The organism is Blautia sp. St.27G3 (genome assembly GCF_059728505.1).
On record NZ_BAAGFO010000003.1, the window covers coordinates 285,364 to 302,843 of the forward strand.

The 17,480-nt window shown below is 38.3% G+C and carries 14 protein-coding genes; all 14 read right to left on the reverse strand.

What is annotated here, in order from left to right:
- Positions 1–2: 2 nt before the first annotated feature.
- Complete coding sequence (locus AC6I2O_RS15325; RefSeq protein WP_497743133.1) at positions 3–2,321, reverse strand: AAA family ATPase; 2,319 nt, start codon at positions 2,319–2,321, stop codon at positions 3–5.
- Entirely contained in the window at positions 2,299–3,660 is a 1,362-nt protein-coding gene (locus tag AC6I2O_RS15330) for a helix-hairpin-helix domain-containing protein (RefSeq protein ID WP_497743134.1), read from the reverse strand. Before AC6I2O_RS15330 ends, AC6I2O_RS15325 begins: the two co-directional genes overlap by 23 nt.
- A gap of 372 nt (positions 3,661–4,032) precedes the next feature.
- Positions 4,033–6,522 (reverse strand): PHP domain-containing protein, encoded by a 2,490-nt coding sequence (locus AC6I2O_RS15335; RefSeq protein ID WP_497743135.1) that lies wholly within the window; start codon positions 6,520–6,522, stop codon positions 4,033–4,035.
- Positions 6,523–7,521: a RecB family exonuclease gene (locus AC6I2O_RS15340; RefSeq protein WP_497743136.1), complete on the reverse strand. Its 999-nt coding sequence runs from the start codon at positions 7,519–7,521 to the stop codon at positions 6,523–6,525.
- Positions 7,522–8,100 carry a hypothetical protein gene (locus AC6I2O_RS15345; protein ID WP_497743137.1) on the reverse strand — a complete coding sequence of 193 codons (579 nt, stop codon included), beginning with the start codon at positions 8,098–8,100 and terminating at the stop codon, positions 7,522–7,524.
- Between the two features lie 10 nt (positions 8,101–8,110).
- A complete protein-coding gene (locus AC6I2O_RS15350; protein ID WP_497743138.1) occupies positions 8,111–9,229 on the reverse strand; it encodes a hypothetical protein in 1,119 nt (372 codons plus the stop codon).
- A 9-nt stretch (positions 9,230–9,238) separates the two neighbouring features.
- Positions 9,239–10,792: a DnaB-like helicase C-terminal domain-containing protein gene (locus tag AC6I2O_RS15355; RefSeq protein ID WP_497743139.1), complete on the reverse strand. Its 1,554-nt coding sequence runs from the start codon at positions 10,790–10,792 to the stop codon at positions 9,239–9,241.
- A 44-nt stretch (positions 10,793–10,836) separates the two neighbouring features.
- Positions 10,837–11,433, reverse strand: coding sequence for a hypothetical protein (locus tag AC6I2O_RS15360; RefSeq protein WP_497743140.1), 597 nt, complete (start codon positions 11,431–11,433; stop codon positions 10,837–10,839).
- A 7-nt stretch (positions 11,434–11,440) separates the two neighbouring features.
- On the reverse strand, positions 11,441–12,430 hold the full coding sequence (locus AC6I2O_RS15365) for an AAA family ATPase (RefSeq protein WP_497743141.1): 990 nt from the start codon (positions 12,428–12,430) through the stop codon (positions 11,441–11,443).
- A 19-nt stretch (positions 12,431–12,449) separates the two neighbouring features.
- Complete coding sequence (locus AC6I2O_RS15370; protein ID WP_497743142.1) at positions 12,450–13,379, reverse strand: YorF family protein; 930 nt, start codon at positions 13,377–13,379, stop codon at positions 12,450–12,452.
- 230 nt (positions 13,380–13,609) lie between these two features.
- Positions 13,610–14,875 carry an RNA ligase family protein gene (locus AC6I2O_RS15375; protein ID WP_497743143.1) on the reverse strand — a complete coding sequence of 422 codons (1,266 nt, stop codon included), beginning with the start codon at positions 14,873–14,875 and terminating at the stop codon, positions 13,610–13,612.
- A gap of 33 nt (positions 14,876–14,908) precedes the next feature.
- Positions 14,909–15,205 (reverse strand): hypothetical protein, encoded by a 297-nt coding sequence (locus AC6I2O_RS15380; protein ID WP_497743144.1) that lies wholly within the window; start codon positions 15,203–15,205, stop codon positions 14,909–14,911.
- A gap of 21 nt (positions 15,206–15,226) precedes the next feature.
- On the reverse strand, positions 15,227–15,481 hold the full coding sequence (locus AC6I2O_RS15385) for a hypothetical protein (RefSeq protein WP_497743145.1): 255 nt from the start codon (positions 15,479–15,481) through the stop codon (positions 15,227–15,229).
- Positions 15,478–17,451, reverse strand: coding sequence for an NAD-dependent DNA ligase LigA (gene ligA / locus AC6I2O_RS15390; RefSeq protein WP_497743146.1), 1,974 nt, complete (start codon positions 17,449–17,451; stop codon positions 15,478–15,480). Before ligA ends, AC6I2O_RS15385 begins: the two co-directional genes overlap by 4 nt.
- Positions 17,452–17,480: the final 29 nt, after the last annotated feature.

The window sequence follows — 17,480 nt, forward strand, 5'->3', positions numbered from 1 at the left end:
TCCTAAAAAATCATTTTTGGATGTGCCACATCATGAAGCATATCCTGTAATAATGTTTGTTTCTTGCTCACACCATTTTGAGCAACTGCATATCTGAAAGCAGATGTTTGTGCTACTACATAACAGTGTGACTTTGCCCTTGTAATTCCTGTATAAATCATTTGACGTGTTAATAATGCATATGCTGAAAAATCTACACCAAAGATCACGTTTTTCACTTCACTGCCCTGATATTTATGAACAGTAACAGCGTATCCAAGCGATATATCTTTCAATCTATCTTGTTCAACCAGCACCGTTCCTATATCCAAGAAATCAACAATTAACTCATTTCTTTTTAAATTAATTGCTTTTACTATTCCTATATTTCCATTAAAGATAGGGCATGGTTCTCCCATCTCTTTGGCTTCTTCCTTAGTTTTGGTAAGCCATTGCCCAACATAAGTACATGCGCCGTAGTTGTTTCTGGTGTTGATCACTTTATCTCCAACACGCATAGGCATCTGTAAATCTTTTGAGTAGGATATAACTAACTCTTCTCGCCCTTCTAATGGATTATAGATTTCCTGTAATGCAAGATTTAGATTGTTAGTTCCTGCTTGCCGATCTTTCATTGGAACAATTACTTGGGAGTCAAGCACTGAACATCCTCTACTCTTTAATTCAGAAGCATATTCTAGGATTTTATAAAAGGTGCAATTAATATCGCTGAAACAGTCATAAGTTAAATCTTGTAGTTTTCCCTTCACCATAACACCTGCGTAGTCTCTAGGAACATTTGACATACCTTTTCTTGCACTCATGCTTTCCATAATGATCGCGCTATCTTCTGCCTGTCGATGAATCTTATCAAGCGCAATACTCGGTATCTCAGGAGATTTAAGCATGTCGTTAATCAGATTGCATGATCCAATGCTTTCCAACTGTCCTACATCGCCTAACAAGATAAGCTTTGTTCCTGGTTTCAATGCTCTGATCAGAACCCAGAACAGATCACCGCTTACCATGGAGAATTCATCCACTACAACAATGTCTGCTGGTAATGGATTTTCTTCATGGTAAACATACTTTTGATGATTCTCGTCACCATTTGGGAATCCTAACAGTCGATGGATAGTATATCCTGGCAATTGAGTTACCTCAGAAAGTCTGGCTGCAGCTCTACCCGATAAAGCACACTGTACACAGGAATATTTTTTAAGAATCTCAAGCATTCCGGCAACGATAGACGATTTACCACATCCAGCTGCTCCAGTTATCACAACCACCTGGTTCTCAAGCACTGCTTTAATACCTTCTATTTGTTGATCCGTATATTTCCAACCTTGTCCTGCTTCTTGTTCTTTAATAACCCATTGCCACTTAACATACTCAAAATTATTTTTAGAATTGCGTAATTCAATTAATTTCTCTGCAATTTTCCGTTCTAACATTACATAAGACTTAAGGCCGACTAAAATATGGTCTTGGTTCCACCAAAGCTTATCCTCCAACTGTTTTAATGCTTCAAGTATCGGAGCATCTGGTATATCGTCTCCTAACGTCTCTATAATGGCCGCCATAAGCTGTTCGTTCGCATATAGATAAGTGTACCCCTCTTCCGCTTTCGTTCTCAAATGATGGAATAGGAACGCCTGAACACGTTCTGGGCAATGCCGGTCCATGTTCCCTTTTTGAGCTATCTCGTCACACGTCTTCCATCCGACTCCTGATACTTCCATCAGCTTATATGGATTTGTCTTTACGATGTTAATTACTAAGTCAGGTGACTTGTAGTGTTGAATCAGCTTATCAATCATCTTCGCGGAAAAATTATACTGAGCTAGTTCAACGTACACCTTAGAATTATTCAGGTTCTCATGGAACTTTTGTATCCATCTGGATGCAGTCTTAAAACCACATCCAGAAATAGATACTAGCGCTTGCACATCTTTATCTTTCAAAGCTTTATATGGATCTTTTAAGCTTTCATACATAGATTCAATTTGTTTCTCTGTGAAAAGGCTTTCAAGGAAGCATTTCTGAGCCTTCGTGTCATCTTCATTGACAAATAAGCTACTATATAGCCGATCTATGTTATACTGCTTACCCCATTTAGGATCTAACACTTCCTTAGCTTCTATATGATATGTAGCACCTTTGATCGGTTCTGGCATAATACCTTTTGCCACTGTACGCCCTGGCACATCTATTACCTCGCTATTGCTTTCATAATCCAGTACAGTGAAACTGATGATGCCAAAATTTGAACCAGCATTGTAAAATCTTACCGTGTTGATCTTTACTGTTGCTATTAACTTATCGCCATCCAGCTTCCTCACCTCCTCTTTCTAACAACACCTCTAAACTACCATTGTCTTTCACTGATGTAATAAGATTACAGGTATGTTTCCATGCTGTATCCGTATACTTCTTTGCTCTAAACTGATCCTCATTCCTATATCCGCAAATCAATAGTTTGTTACCACGAGAGAACCACGATTTCTCCAGAATCGTTTTTGTTCCATTTGGATTTGTTTCAGAAATCTGACGATCATAATAACCGAACTGACCTTTGTCAAATTTTACGCTTACAACTCCTGATGGAGTCAGTAACGAGATCATGTGCCGATCTTTATTCTTGTCTAGCACTGTTCCTACTATGCGAGTAATCTTGTATTTAGGGAATCTCTTTTGTACATAATCACCGTCTTGTGGCAGCTTTCTTGTGAAGTAGCTGTAAGCTTCCGGCTTCTCTGGCATTTCAAAGAAATCAACCACACCATACATATCTTTGTTGATATGCATTAATTCATGTTCTTGACTACTGTAAATCGACAGAGATTCCATCTCCCATGCAGCTTCTGTCCCTGCTGCATACTTCTCCCACATATCAAAGTACATGCAGTTGTTGTAAGCATTAACAGCCTTACTACTTGCAAACCATTCTTTTAACGGTTCCAGTTTCGTATTGTTCTCTTTTATAAACTTCTTCTCTGAAATCACATAACTGGTATCTTCTACAAGCACTATAGATTCTTCTGAGTATCGCTCACAGAAAAACTTCATCGCGCTGCCATTCAGCTTGAACAATCTATCATGGTATCCGCACTTCGGCACTTTCTTACCGCCATTGACAACGTATTTATAAAAGAACTTATCTTGCAGCACGTATTCTTTAAAGTCCTTATGTGCAATAGACTCATACATCTCTGTTGGAACAAAATGATATTTATCATCGTATGCCATTAATCTATCAAACTGAGCAAATGTCAGTTTTTGTACCGGTTGTATCAAATACTTCATAATGAAATACTTCATAGTCTCTTTTCGGTTCTGAGAATGCAGCTCTGTGAAACACCCAGCCTTAATCAACGCTATCATTTGAGAATTCTTGATCAACTTTGTATCGAGCATCCTCTCACAGAAGTCTTCCAGTGAAGTGTATGGTCTATTCTTAATAAGAAGTCTTGCTACATCATCACCTATGCCGTTAATGGCTTTGATTGAGTAAATGATTCGATTATTCTTTTCATCTGGAATGAAACCGAAGTTGGTAGAATTGATGACTGGCAAAGATACATTGATACCTCTCTTCTGCATATTTGAAATTGCAGTTGCTATTTTACCATAATCAGTCGACTTGTTTACTTCCACATCCTCATCTGCACCAGCGTTCACAATCAAACACGCCGTATTCCAGTACACATCTGGATAATGGTAGGCCAAATTGAGACACTGTATTCCTATCACGGAATAAGGAAAAGTGTGATTTTTAGAAAATGAATCTTTAGACTATATCTTGAGTGGCTTTCTTAGTATATTCTCATCAGAGCCAAACCACCCTATCCTCGCGCTCCCAGATGTGCTAATCTCATCTGTACCCGTACTCATGCTTACGCCTTTCCGATAGTCGTTACACCTTTCTTTAGAATTTTCTAAAGCTTGGCACGGTATTATATACGGCTTTCACGTACCCTTCACCGTTAGCCTTCTGTAAATAGAAGACACCGTTTTTGCTTACGTTCACGAGGTTTTACTTGAGCACTCATTTTACCCAAGCTGTTTCCCTACAACCTCTTTCCAGATGTAGTTCAACAGATTCTCTGATGTGTATATTTCTTTTCCATGTTCGAAGAACATCTTCTTCATTTGCGCTTGTAGATCCTTATCCTTTTTCGAGATACCCTTTCTCAGCTTATTTGCTTGAGCTACATCGAAGCCTGATATATGTTCATCCATGGATAATTCCATTACAATTTCCTGTGTATCTCCTACTCCGTAAACTGGAAGCAAATAAGGTTCTACAGTTTTTATTTCTTCTTCTGTTAAATGGTACTGATTCTTCATATTCTCGTACCATAGGTTAATATCGTTTTTGTATCTGATATAGGTATCCATAGGCTGTTCTGCACCTGGTTCAGATACCATCAGTCGCATGATACTATTTGCAGCAGCTAACTCTGGTAAACTATGTGGTTTAATTCTTTTGGCGGCCTGAAGGCCTATTTGAGAATCAAATTGGAAGAGATTTACTACTTTATTTGCACCTATCCAATCCCACATCTCAGGTGTTTCATAATCCAGTACATCAGGATGCAAATATTTGTTATACGTAGCTCGTAGGCTACCCTGCCATTCCATGTGCCCTGCTTCTATGAGCAGATCCATGCAGTGTCTTATGGAATCAAGTGTTGAGATGGTCAAAAAATCCATCTTAAGACCACTCATATAGTCACTGCTCTTCATGTTGTACTGTGTCGTATACACCCCATTTGGGGCTTTCATACGCGCATTGTGCTCTGTAAAATCATCATTGAAAATGTAGACAGCAGATGCATGTATGCTGCGCCCATTAATCAAACCTTCAATGCTCATAGCCGTTTCCAATAACTGAGGTATTCTACTTATTTCATTTATAAATTCTTGTATTGGCTCTCTTTCCTCCTCTGGATTGCCATTGATACAATCATTCAATGACCAAGTAAATCCCCTCGTTACCGGTATCATTCCCGCTAAATACTGAGCTGTATCATTATCAATTCCTAAACCTCTAGCAGCTGTCAGAATAGCTGACTTGCTGCCCTCAGTTTTGAATGTACAGCAGTTCAATACTCGTCGTTCACCTTTTCGTTTCTTTACTGCTTCAATAATTTGCGTGCGTCTGTTACGTTGTGAATCAATATCTACGTCCGAAAGTTCGGCCTTCTGATGGCTTATATGTCTCCAGTGAGGCAAGCCCCACGGGATAGGGTTCATCTGTGTCAAGCCAATCAAATACATCGTATACATTCCTGTAACTGATCCTCTGGCTACTCCTACAAGCGAGTCTCCTTCATTCCACATGATATCTATCAGCTCTAACGTTGATAAATAATAGGAAGAAATACTCGTATTAATCTTCTCTGTTACCATCCACATTTCTGAAAGTTCTACTTCAATTCTTGTAAGGAGTTTATGATATTCTTCATCTGGGATGCCTTCATAATATCCTTTTTGCATGAATCCGTTCTCTATCAAATGAAGTAGATACCTGTCAAAAATATTCTCACTATTTGCAAATTTCTCTATGTAAGGATACTTTTGATAGTGATTCTTAAACAAGTGTTGCGTTTCAAAATAGGGAATATCAGCTTCCGGCACTATTGTCGGATGGTACAAATCGTACTCAGATATGAGTGAACCTACATGATCAGTATTGGAAATTGCTTGATCTACATTCTCTCTTCCAATTTGAGGAACCAGATATTCATATATCTCTTCCTCTTCCATCATATAAGTTGTTTTATAGAAGTCAGCTACTTCTCGTTCCTCTTCATGGGAGTTGAGAAAGGCTGTATGGAATGCTGCGTCTTGTTTCTTTAAATAGTGTACATCACACGTCACAATATACGGTATGCCGCACTGCCTACTTATTTCTATAATTGTTTTATTGACAAGTTTCTGTTCTGTCGAATCATTAGGCTGCATCTCGAGGTAGAAATCCTCATGAAATAAGTCATAACAATAAGCGAGGAACTCATTCAGTTTCTTCATATTATTATGTAAAATCCAATGAGGAAGCTCTCCCCCAAGACAGGCGGTAGATGCTATCAGATGTCCAGGATTACTTTTTACAACTCTTGCAAGCTCTGCTTTGGTCAATGGGACTCTTTCCATCAATCCTGTATAGAAGCTGTTGTCCCAAGCCATAGAACTTAATTCTCGGAGTTGCTTATGTCCTTCTGCATCTTTGGCAAGTAGGATAAAATGCCAGAACTTAGTCTCGCCTGAAACATAATTGTCTCTTACAGATTCTATCGAGTCCACGAGGTAAATCTCATTACCTAAAATCAACTTGAAGTTCTCTGGTATCTTACCCTGTTTCTTACCGTCCTTTACGACCTTGATCGCATCTACATGTCCAGACACACTCTCATGATCGGTAATAGCAATTCCCTTGCGTCCTAATTTAACAGCTCTGTATATCAATGACTTAACCTTATTTATGGAATCAACCAATCTTAGGTTAGAAAAATCACTGTGATCATGAAGCTCATACAATTAGAACACCAACTTTCTCTGTTCTTTTTCTGGTTCTCCCGGTATATACTTTTCATTAACCGCATATCGCTTATGTTCAGGAGTCCATAGGCTATAATACTGGCAATCTCCGCTGAATTGCTTGTCCGCATTTGGTGTATGTGTCATAGGTGGAAATGAACACCAGTAACATAGTGGACTAGGATATGGAGGGAATTCATTAGCTGCTTCAGCAACTTTAATTTTACCTAACACATCATTAATCTTCTTAAGTCCTCTTTTCAAATATCCTTTACTACACACGCCATCTTCTGTCGTTTGTTTCTCATTGAGTAATACAAAATCGTATTCATGATGTTGTGGTAGCACTCCATACATGAACTTACATGCCAGATCATAAATAATCATCTGCAAAGGCGTTTTAATTTTATTGTCTGGGAATACTTTTTTAGAAGTTTTATAATCTACTACCTTCAACACTTCCGGAGCATCCTTTTTCCTATCAATACGGTCGATGAATCCATGCACTATACACTGATCGTTGTACACATATTCAAATGGGATTTCTACCCCTACAATTTCCCAGGCCACATCTTCCATTCTGGTAGGAAGAACATCTGCCATATACAACTCAATCTTTTGCTGATAATTAACAGAATCTTCAAATGATTTCATCCAATCTTCAAAGTAAATTGTTTTGATTTCATTCACGCCATGAAGATGATCACTGTTCTTCTCTGTTTCTTCGTCACATCCATCCATCACGGCTTTCGTGATTGTATCATAGTCCACAGACTCTCCGGAAAGAATATAATTTCCTTTCATTTCAAGACCTTTATGTAGAATACTACCAAGCTCCAATGAAATAGTTTGTCCTTCAGGACGTTTACCAAGCATATACCTTTTCTGAAATCTTTTCGGGCAATTAATGAACATATCTAATTTCGAGTAGGACATCGTAGGAAGATTCTTACGGTCGTCCTCTGTTACCTCTCTTAGATTCAGCTCATCCACTTCCACTTACTCTTCAACCTCTGTTTCTTTATCATCTCCAAGTCCATACAATGACATTATATATGCTTCTTTTTTTGCCTCTGCTTCTTTATCTTCTTCAAGTTCACGCATTGCCCTGATGTATGCTTCTTTCTGGATCTCGATTTCCCGTTCTCTTGCCTGTTCAGTCCTTTTAGCCTTTCTTTTTGCTTCTTTTTCAGCTTGACGCTTCTTAATCTCAGCACGTTCGCGTTTTTCCGCGGCTGATTTCTCAGCCTCTTTTTTTCTATATTCATCCTTTTTGATCCACTTCCGGAACATATTGTTGTATGATTTATCGCCAAAAATATATTTCATAATGCAAACCATCATACCAACTTCTTTACTAAACTCATCCCCAGGTTGAGCTACTGCGGTAGTTACTGTATCATCAGTAAATGTCATTTTAGTGGCCGGTGGAAAAAACTCTACACTTGCAATTTTATTTGCAGTAAATATTCTCTGTGGTTTTAACTCGTACTCCAACTTCCATTCGAAGCGTGGTAATCCCATCATACGGCGACGTGAATCTGAAAAATCATAATCATTAATACTTCTCATTTCCATATTTTCAAACCTATCCTTTCGTCTTAATTTCAATTTTGCTTTTCATCAATTTTTCTAAAACTTCCTTACCTTTGTCTGCCGGAGAATCTTTTCTATCCAGCAGACCTTCCTCATCCCACAGTAGATATACTGTAAAATAAGATGTTAATTTATTTGCTAGATTAATCAGTTTATTACCATAAACTTCTGCCAATCTACTATTCGCATCCTCATACTCCTTGTCAAAACCAATCATCACTTCGTTGACTCCAAGTGAGCGTATCAGTCTACACTGTGTATCTGTAATATTGGATCCACACACAGCAACAGAGAAATTATTTTGATGATAGTAAGTGTCGCATAGCAGCACACTTTTCTCGCTTTCAAACAGCACTATCTTTCCGATTCTACGTATGGCTTCTTCGTTCTGGCATAATCCGTACAGATTACTGCCTAACTTATGTTTCAGTTCTACGCCTTCAACTTTTATCGGCATATACTTATATCCTGCTGCTACTTCATCACTATTTAATGACCGGCCTCTTACGCCAATCAACCTACCATTAATATCCCTGTGGGGTATAATAATCTTGTTTTCTTTACCCCAGTATGATATTTGATACTTCCTCATGGATTCTTCGCTGATTCCTTCATTGAGCCAAAGCTCATGTGGATGTGGGCAAAAAATTTCTAAGACATGTTCACTGATTTCTGAGAGTTGAGGGATGCTATTTCCTTTTTTTACATTTTTGAATTTGTTAATCCAGTCCCAGTCATTTATTTGATGCACTTCTACTGTATCATTGTTAGCATAGAACATATTATTCGTAATGCTTGCTACATACTTCACAGCTTGCGCAAATGTTAAAATGATTCCTTGGTTCCTTCTTACTCTTATTACCAACTCAAATATATTAAAAGTATCTGAACATCTGGTGTAACAGTGGAATATCTTACCGGGATACTCACCATTCGGTTCATGGTAGTAATACAACTTCCATGAATCCGATCTATGGCATATACTCTGAAATATCAATTCACCTGATCCACCAACCTTATACCCATCTGATCCTAATTCTATTGCTATTTTAATAACATCATCTTTTATAAGTGCCTCTTGTATTGCTTTGACATCAAAATAGTTATTCATATGTAACTCCTAAAATGCCATAAAGCTAATGGCTGCTTCCTGTTGTTCTTCTGCTGTTGCTTCAATCTTATCTTCGTCGACGGAGTGTTGGAGCAATAACTGTTCTGCGCTTTCGATGGTTAATTGATCTACCGGGATAAATTCGTGATCAAATGTAGTTACAAACAAATCTTGTACTCTACAATTTCCAAGATCCGCATATAACCAGACTTTTACTCTTGTAATCTTTCCACGCCTACACTTATATAAATGGTAGATCATATTCGGGATCGGGTATATACCATGAGTTAAAATTGGTTTAATTGCTTCAAGTTCCATCTTAGTTGGAGCCATCGCAATATATCCTGCATCTATCCTATCGGCAATTGCCTTCGAGCCGCGAAGGATATTTTGATCCTTCTCTTTAGCATCTTTATATTCTCCATTCAACTGCGTTGCCGAATCAATGTGGATATTTAATTCTGTACTACACGTTTTTAAGGCATCTGACGCCATAAACAAAACCTGATCCTCTCTCATTTTCATTCCACGCGATAGCGTAGATAATTGGATGAGCATCTTTATAGAAGTATGCAAGTAATCAAAGTTTACCAGTTCAATATTGTGTTCTCTGTAATACTTTTTTATCAGGTCACTCACATCATCCAAATCAAAATTTGGCATGTATTCGATATAGATTGGACTTGACGCAATGTATACAGCTGCCTGCTTCACACGTTCAAGCTCATCATCTACATAAGTATTGTCAATGATGTGGGACTCTGATACACCGCTCACATAAGCGAGAATAATTGTCTGCACTTCTTCTATACGAAGCTCTGTACTGATGATCAGTGCACCGGCAGAAAAGCCTGTATGCTCCCATTCTCCATTTTTTAAATTCCATATCCACGGAATAGATGCACAACACGTATCTGCAAACGATAATCTTGATTTACCTGATCCTGTGCCGCCAGATCGTAAGTAGAACGTACTTTTACGAGAACCTCTTAGCAGAGTATTCATAAACTTGCTCTGCATTGGATAACCGATTTCAGGATTCTGTTGGAATGACGTGATCAAATCCAACAATCCCGTACCAGCTAGTTGACCATTAGATCGTATCGTATTGCGAAACATTCTTTTTGGATCTATTACCATTTTTAATTCCACAATTCCGATAATGTCTTCTACTGTGTAAGCATCAAACTTTGCTTGCTCTTGTTCTTGTTTTTTGGGATCTACAATAGATGTGTCATAGATTTCAGAAATGTTATAATTTTGAGAAACATAATATCTTAAAAGACTAAATTTTTTAACTCGGTTATAGTTATACTCAAAGTTGCTTAGCTCACACATTCCATAAGCGTCATTTAAGTATTCCAACCCCTTGTTATCATTGAATATCTTATACTGTTTTTCATATCCTGATATAAATGAATCTATAGCAAAGATGTCAATTACTCTTACTCCCTGGTTAAACAGGTTGAAAATCGAAGCAAAGACAATTTGATGAAAGTCCTCTGCATCAAAATCTTGTGGTAATAATGGATACGTAGACAGCAAAGACGGTTCATGTAACAAACATCCAAACACCTGGAATACTGCTTTTTTGTCAAATAATCCGGTTATGTCTGATCACCTCCTGCTCCTATGGAGCTTATATCTATCTGCTCAGGAGCTGATCTTCTACCTGTAACGCCAGTCGTCACGTGTGCTACTTTATACATATCAGGTAATTGATCCAGCTTAGCCTGACAGGAGGCGTTTGCTCGTTGTATAGATGCGTAATACTTTTGAGCCTCTGTATGACAATTTGGGACCACCCCAATGACTGTACTCCCGGTCACTTCATGATTACAAGTATCGAAGAACCAATATAAGTCATCGTACATCTGTTGATATGTAATGCCGTATTTCTTTTTGTAGTCTTCCATAAGCTTGTAAGTCACTACGGATATATCTTCTTTTGTAAGGTATCTAATATAATCACATAGCTTTTTCTTTTGCTGGAACTCTTCTTCCGACAATCCTTCCTTCAGCTCTTTCTGTTTCTTTACAGGTTGAGTTTTCTTTTTTGTTAAAAACTCTTTCTTTTCTGTAACAGTTACTCTCATAGCTATATTGAAACAATTTCGATGAGCGTATCCATTCTTATACACTACGCTGTCTGAATTATCTTCAATCCATTCGTTACAGATCTTACATTTACGCCTACCTGCCATCTTCAGCTTACTCTCCTAAAGCATCCAGTAAGTCACCTAAGATTACACTAACAGCTTGATACTGTTTCTCTGTACAGGCAGATACCTTCTTACCAGCTCCAAGAGTATTCTCTATGATATCAACCGCGTCGGCCTGTCTACCTGCTGCGCAAAGCTTCTCGACCGCTGCCTGTACCTGCCCCATAAGCTCTTCAAACGGAATTTGTGTTCTTTCAAATACGGCATCCTTCTCGGCTACCGTTACAGGTTTCACCCCTTCTGCTTGTTCCTGACGATCCAGAGCATCATAGTAAGCCTTAACAAGATTCTCTGCTGTGAAATCCTGGATGTGCGGATCAAAGTATTCATTGCGTGTACGAGCAAACCACTCAGGTGTATCAACCAGCATCAGGGAAGAATGAATCTGCTTTCCTGTTTCTGGATCAGCACCATTGCTCTTCACATATCCAATGATCTCGCTATGGTTAGTCAGAATCGGAAGCATTCTTTTTGCATCACCAACCGGAAAAGCCTTACCTGTATCATCTGTCTGGGCATGGAGGATGAACATTACACAAAAACCGCTACCGATAATTCGGAGCATTTCACGTTCCCATTCTTCTTTCAGGTCTCCCCACAGACCGTAACCACCATTTCCTTCTTTGATCTTACGTACTCCTTCTGTACTTGCAACATACTCTTCACAATAACGGTATAGGATCTCCATCTCATCCAGGATAATCGTATGGTACTGTTCATGCAAGGTTTCATAGTTCTTTTTGTTGCACAGAATCTTATTAAACTGCTTGAACTCTGCCCAACTCATAATAGACTTGAACGGTACATTGTTTAGTCCAGACAAGCCAGACTTACCAAAAGCTAAATAATACGGCTTTTCCATTTTAGCAGCAACAGGAGTTTTCCCCAGGCCACCTCTACCATATATTGTAATTACTAAGTTCTCTGTTGATCTTGTCACTTTTGATAGTTCCGGTTTTAATAAATCATCTAATGTCATTCATTACTTCCTCCCCTTATTACATATTGAATCCGCTTCCAGTGAACTGCGGCAATGGTCTTGACTGTGCACTTGTAGCTGCTCCTGTCATACCAGTCGAAATATTACCTCGTTTACCTGCGCTCTTCTCTTCTTTCTCACGCCGCAAACGCAGATCACGTTCTACTAGTCCTTGCTGAATTGCTGCTGCTGAGTAAGCAAGTCCTTCATCATAAGCATCTGTAGCTCCATTTGCGACAAGCTCAAATATCTTATTTGTGGTTGTTTCTGTGCGTGTTCCACCTACAGCGAGCTTGAGCTCCTTCTTATCAACAATGGTTCTGTTAACGATGTCTCCATAGAATTTTGTGGTCTGCCCTCTTTCAAAACTGTCCCTGAAATCATCTGCTATTTCAGCAGGAACAAAGAACTCAAGCGGTTCAACTCCTCTATAAGTCGGCACAAAAATTCTGAATCTCAACCTTCCTGTCTGTTCTCCTTCTCTGTTCACTTCATCAAAGATAGCGTCGATATATCCTTCTACTTCAAATTCTGCTGTGGGATTGTACGCACTCATATCATTTACTTTCGTAAGAAAACTTGTACGATAACGTTTTACTACATGCTCCATCAAATCCTCTGTTCCGATGTATGTATTCGGTTCTAGGTTGCCCCGTCTACACTCAATCCTCGTTGCTGCTTCTTCACCTACTTCTGCGATAGACTGATGCTCATTCATTACAGTCAGCATATTGTCATAAGACTTGCTCCTCTCACCTTTTTGAGTCAGTTCATTAGCCCATACATTCAGCGTAATAAAATTCGTATCATCAATTTTAATTACCACATTACCTTTAATAGAATTTTTCCCTTCCGCATCTGTCTGAATTTCCAACTTCTTTTCCGCCAATACTCCACACACTTTCACAAACGCATCAGCTCTTCTTAAATCAGTCCTTACTTCTTCCATCTTTTCTCCTTTAAAACTTATATTCGTAATATCTTTTATCTGTATTGACATACAGATACTTATCAAAAAAACTATCCAGATCTGCATCTAAAACATGATAGCTAGATTTGCAGCATGGACTGAGATGACGATTATACACGTCATCACTTAGATCCGTATACTCAAACACCTTTTTACATTTATGACATTGACATTTTACTATTTTGGAATCTTTTATCTCGCACATGGCCTTACAACTCGCTTAAAATATCCTCTGTCATGTTGTCTGCATCTACAGACTCAGAAATGATTCCGGATACTAATTTGAATGTGAAGTTTTTATGCTTGTAAGCCCTAAACTTGTCTTTGTTTTCGATTCTTACAACCACACCTTCTCTACAATGAGTTTTGCCTACAGGATCCGGACCATCATAGTATTTTTCCACCCGTTCCATCAGATCTTCCCACGTAGTAAATATAAAATCTTCAAACTTCGGTACACACTTAACTCCCATCTGTTCGCATCTACTACGTAGCAGCCAGTCAGGATATTCAACTGTGTAGCCATCTTCATTTGTCATTGTCATACGATATACGTAGATGTCATTTTCTCCCGGTTCACATCCATAAGAAAATTCCATCTTATTCCCGTACATCTTTTTCACTTCTTTATCTTGGAGTTTTGCTGTCGACACGCTTCCCATAATTGGTGTATTTTCATCTATGTAACCAACAATCTCATAGTAGACTTGTTCGCCTTTTTCTAGTCTCGTAGCAAAGAAATCATGGTAAGTTTTACGGAACGCATTTGTACCATAGTAACCTTCGTCATCTTTAAAAGCTTGCAGGACAACTCTTCTTGTGCCACTTACAGCTTTCCACTGACACGAAGTCTTATGAGTTCTTCTTAGCAATCGACTGAAGAAATTCTGTTTCCTTTTGATGATCTCTAACATATTTCCACTGCGAGCGCTTGTGCCATGCATTTTAAGCGTAATGCTACATAGATCACCTGGCTTAAATGCGCCCTTGTTGTACATCAACTGCTCTGTGTCACTATGTTCTGAAAAATATGGGAATGTATTTTGACGTTCTTTTTTAGATTTGCTATCTGGATTTGACTTTTTTTGACACTTAGGGATATACTTTGTGCATATCTCTACACCGTTTAGTACAGAAATCTTTTCTCCCACTTGGAGCTTAGTGACATCTGTATAAGGTGATAAGGTTTCAATAGGAAGTATCAAACCTTCAGATTTTTCACCTCGTAAACGAATTGCTTTGACATTTCTCTTTTGTGGATCCATATATCCACCAATCTTATTTCCTTCATCATCCTTTTTAATGAGAAGATTATTTACTTCTGCATATTCCTGATTCAGTTGTCCATCAACCGGAAAGAACACACATTTTTGACCTTCGTAGTAGTTTAAATCTACAATAATGTTATTACCAAAAACCTCTACACATTGTAATCTATCTGCATTATTATGTTTGTGGAGACCCCTTAGCTCCACTACGTACCCACAATACATGAACTACCTGTCGTATTAACTTGCTGAGAAGTTAATATTCCCCACTTGCTTGGTAAGTTCAAGGTTTCTTTGTAATAACAGTGTCATCGCCTGTGTCTCTGAGAATCCAGCTGATACATACGCATCATAAATTTTCTTCTGGAATCCAGCAACAGTTTCAAAATATTCATCATTATTGACCAGATCTTTATAGATATTTAAAAGTTCTGCCCCTGTTGCATACATAGCCGGTTTGTATTTCTGCACCAGACTATTGATTATTTCTGATGCCAGTTCCGGATGCTTCATTAAAGCTTTAATTAATTTTTCCATGTCCTTTTCTCCTTTTTATTCTTAATTTGTTGATACTAATTGTCTGAACTTTTCAGCGATAGCGTAATTATTCATACGGCACTGTTTCAATTCTGTTCTTGTTTTACGTAACTCGACTTCAACTTCTGCAATTTCATCTACAGCTATATCAATTTCATCATTAATAGAATCCAAACGATCAATAGTAGAATAGACTACATCCAAGGCATCTGTTGAAGCCTTTGTTAGTCTCTCTAATTTTTTTTTATTATCTACAAGACATTTGTACTGTTTCATCTACACTCTCCTTCCTCTCTCATCATACTTATCAATTCTGTTTCCGAAATAATTTGTACCCCCAGTTCCTTTGCCTTTTTATTTTTACCGGAAGCACTATCCACATCATTGTTTACCAAGAAATTAGTTTTAGAAGTTACTCTACTCGCAACTGTTCCGCCAAGCTTTTCTATTTCATCCTGCAATGCTTTTCTGTTCTTGAAAATCTGAGTCTTACCGGTCACTACGAACGTTTTACCAGTTAGAATGCTCCCAGTCTCTGCTTCTCTTTGTGGTACTTCCCACCGCAGTTCGCCAATCAAAAGAGTAAACGCATTTTGGTCTATGTTATGATACCATTCATATATAAACTCATTTAGCTTTTCTCCGACTCCCGGAATGTTAGTAAAATCGTACCTATTATCCAATTCCCATACGAACGTATCACAATCATGATCAAACTCTTTAGCTATCTGCCTTGACTGTTTCTTCCCTATACCCGGGATACCCATAGCATTAATGAAGTGGTCTAACTTGACGTGCCTACTTCTCTCAATGGCTTCCAAAATATTGCTCACAGACTTCCTACCCATCCCGGGAAACTTCATCATTTCATTACAAGCTTTCTGATTTTCGTGCAGCCTATATAAGCTTACAAAATCCGAAATCCACCCGTTATCAAGCATTTTCTTGAGTGTTTCCTCTGATAGCCCATCAATATTCATACATTCTCTTGACACAAAATGTACGAACTTAGCTAACTGTTTTGCATTACAATTGGGATTTGTACACATAAGAATTTCACTGTCTCGATTTGATTTTAGAATAGCCTGCCCACTACAAGCAGGACATGTGTTTGGAATTACATAAGAATTGCTTCGTGTTAGATTTTTGTCTATCTGGGGGATAACCATGTTGGCTTTATATATGGTAATCTCATCTCCGATACCCAACTGCAAATCTTTGACAATGCTGACATTGTGCAACGTAGCTCTGGATACTGTTGTTCCTTCCAGTTCAACCGGATCAAAGATTGCTACTGGAGTAATCACTCCGCTTCTTGATGTCGCCCATTCAATATCGGTCAGAACAGATACTGCTGTCTCATCTTCCCATTTAAAAGCTAAAGAGTGCTTCGGAAATTTATCTGTCCTACCAAGTGATTCGCCATACTGGTAATCGTTATACCTTAATACCAATCCATCTGTCGGTATATCCATCTTACATTCTTCGTCATAAAACCGGCTCTTGAATGAATCAAATATTTTCTCAAAGGATTCTGCTGTCGCGATTTGATGCCCCACAACATCAAAACCTTGTTCCTTTAAGAATTCAAACGATTCACTGATGGTTCCCATCTCCGGTGTTACCATTTCGAATGCAATGAATTTTACCCCTCGTTCTTTTACAACTCTGTTATCTAACTGTCTAATTGTACCACTACATAAATTCCTGGGATTTTTATATGGATTTGTCATTTCAGAATTGATTTCATCGAATTGTTTGTATGTGATGATTGCCTCACCACGTATTGCAATTATATCATATGTTGTTTGTAATGTCAACGGTAAATTTGAAAAACATTTCACATTATTTGTAATTAATTCTCCAATGATGCCATTTCCTCTAGTAACCGCCTTAGTTAACTTACCCTTCTCATAGGTCAACACTACTGTTAAACCATCCAGTTTCCAGGATAGTACCCCCTCTTGCCGACCTAAAAATTGTTTTAAGACATTTGGTGATTTTGTTTTATCTAACGACTGGATTGGTGTTTGGTGAATTTCCTTTGGCAGCTTACTGATTACTTCATATCCTACATTCCTAGTTGGGCTATTGGACATTACAACCCCCGTCCTGCTTTCTAGCTCTACCAACTCATCATACAAAAGATCGTACTCCTTATTGCTCATTATTTCGCGAGCTTCTTGGTAATATGCTTTCGACGCAGCATTGAGATTATCAATTAGTTCTTTCATGCGATCTATCATATTAATTTTTCATCACCTGCTTTTTAGAG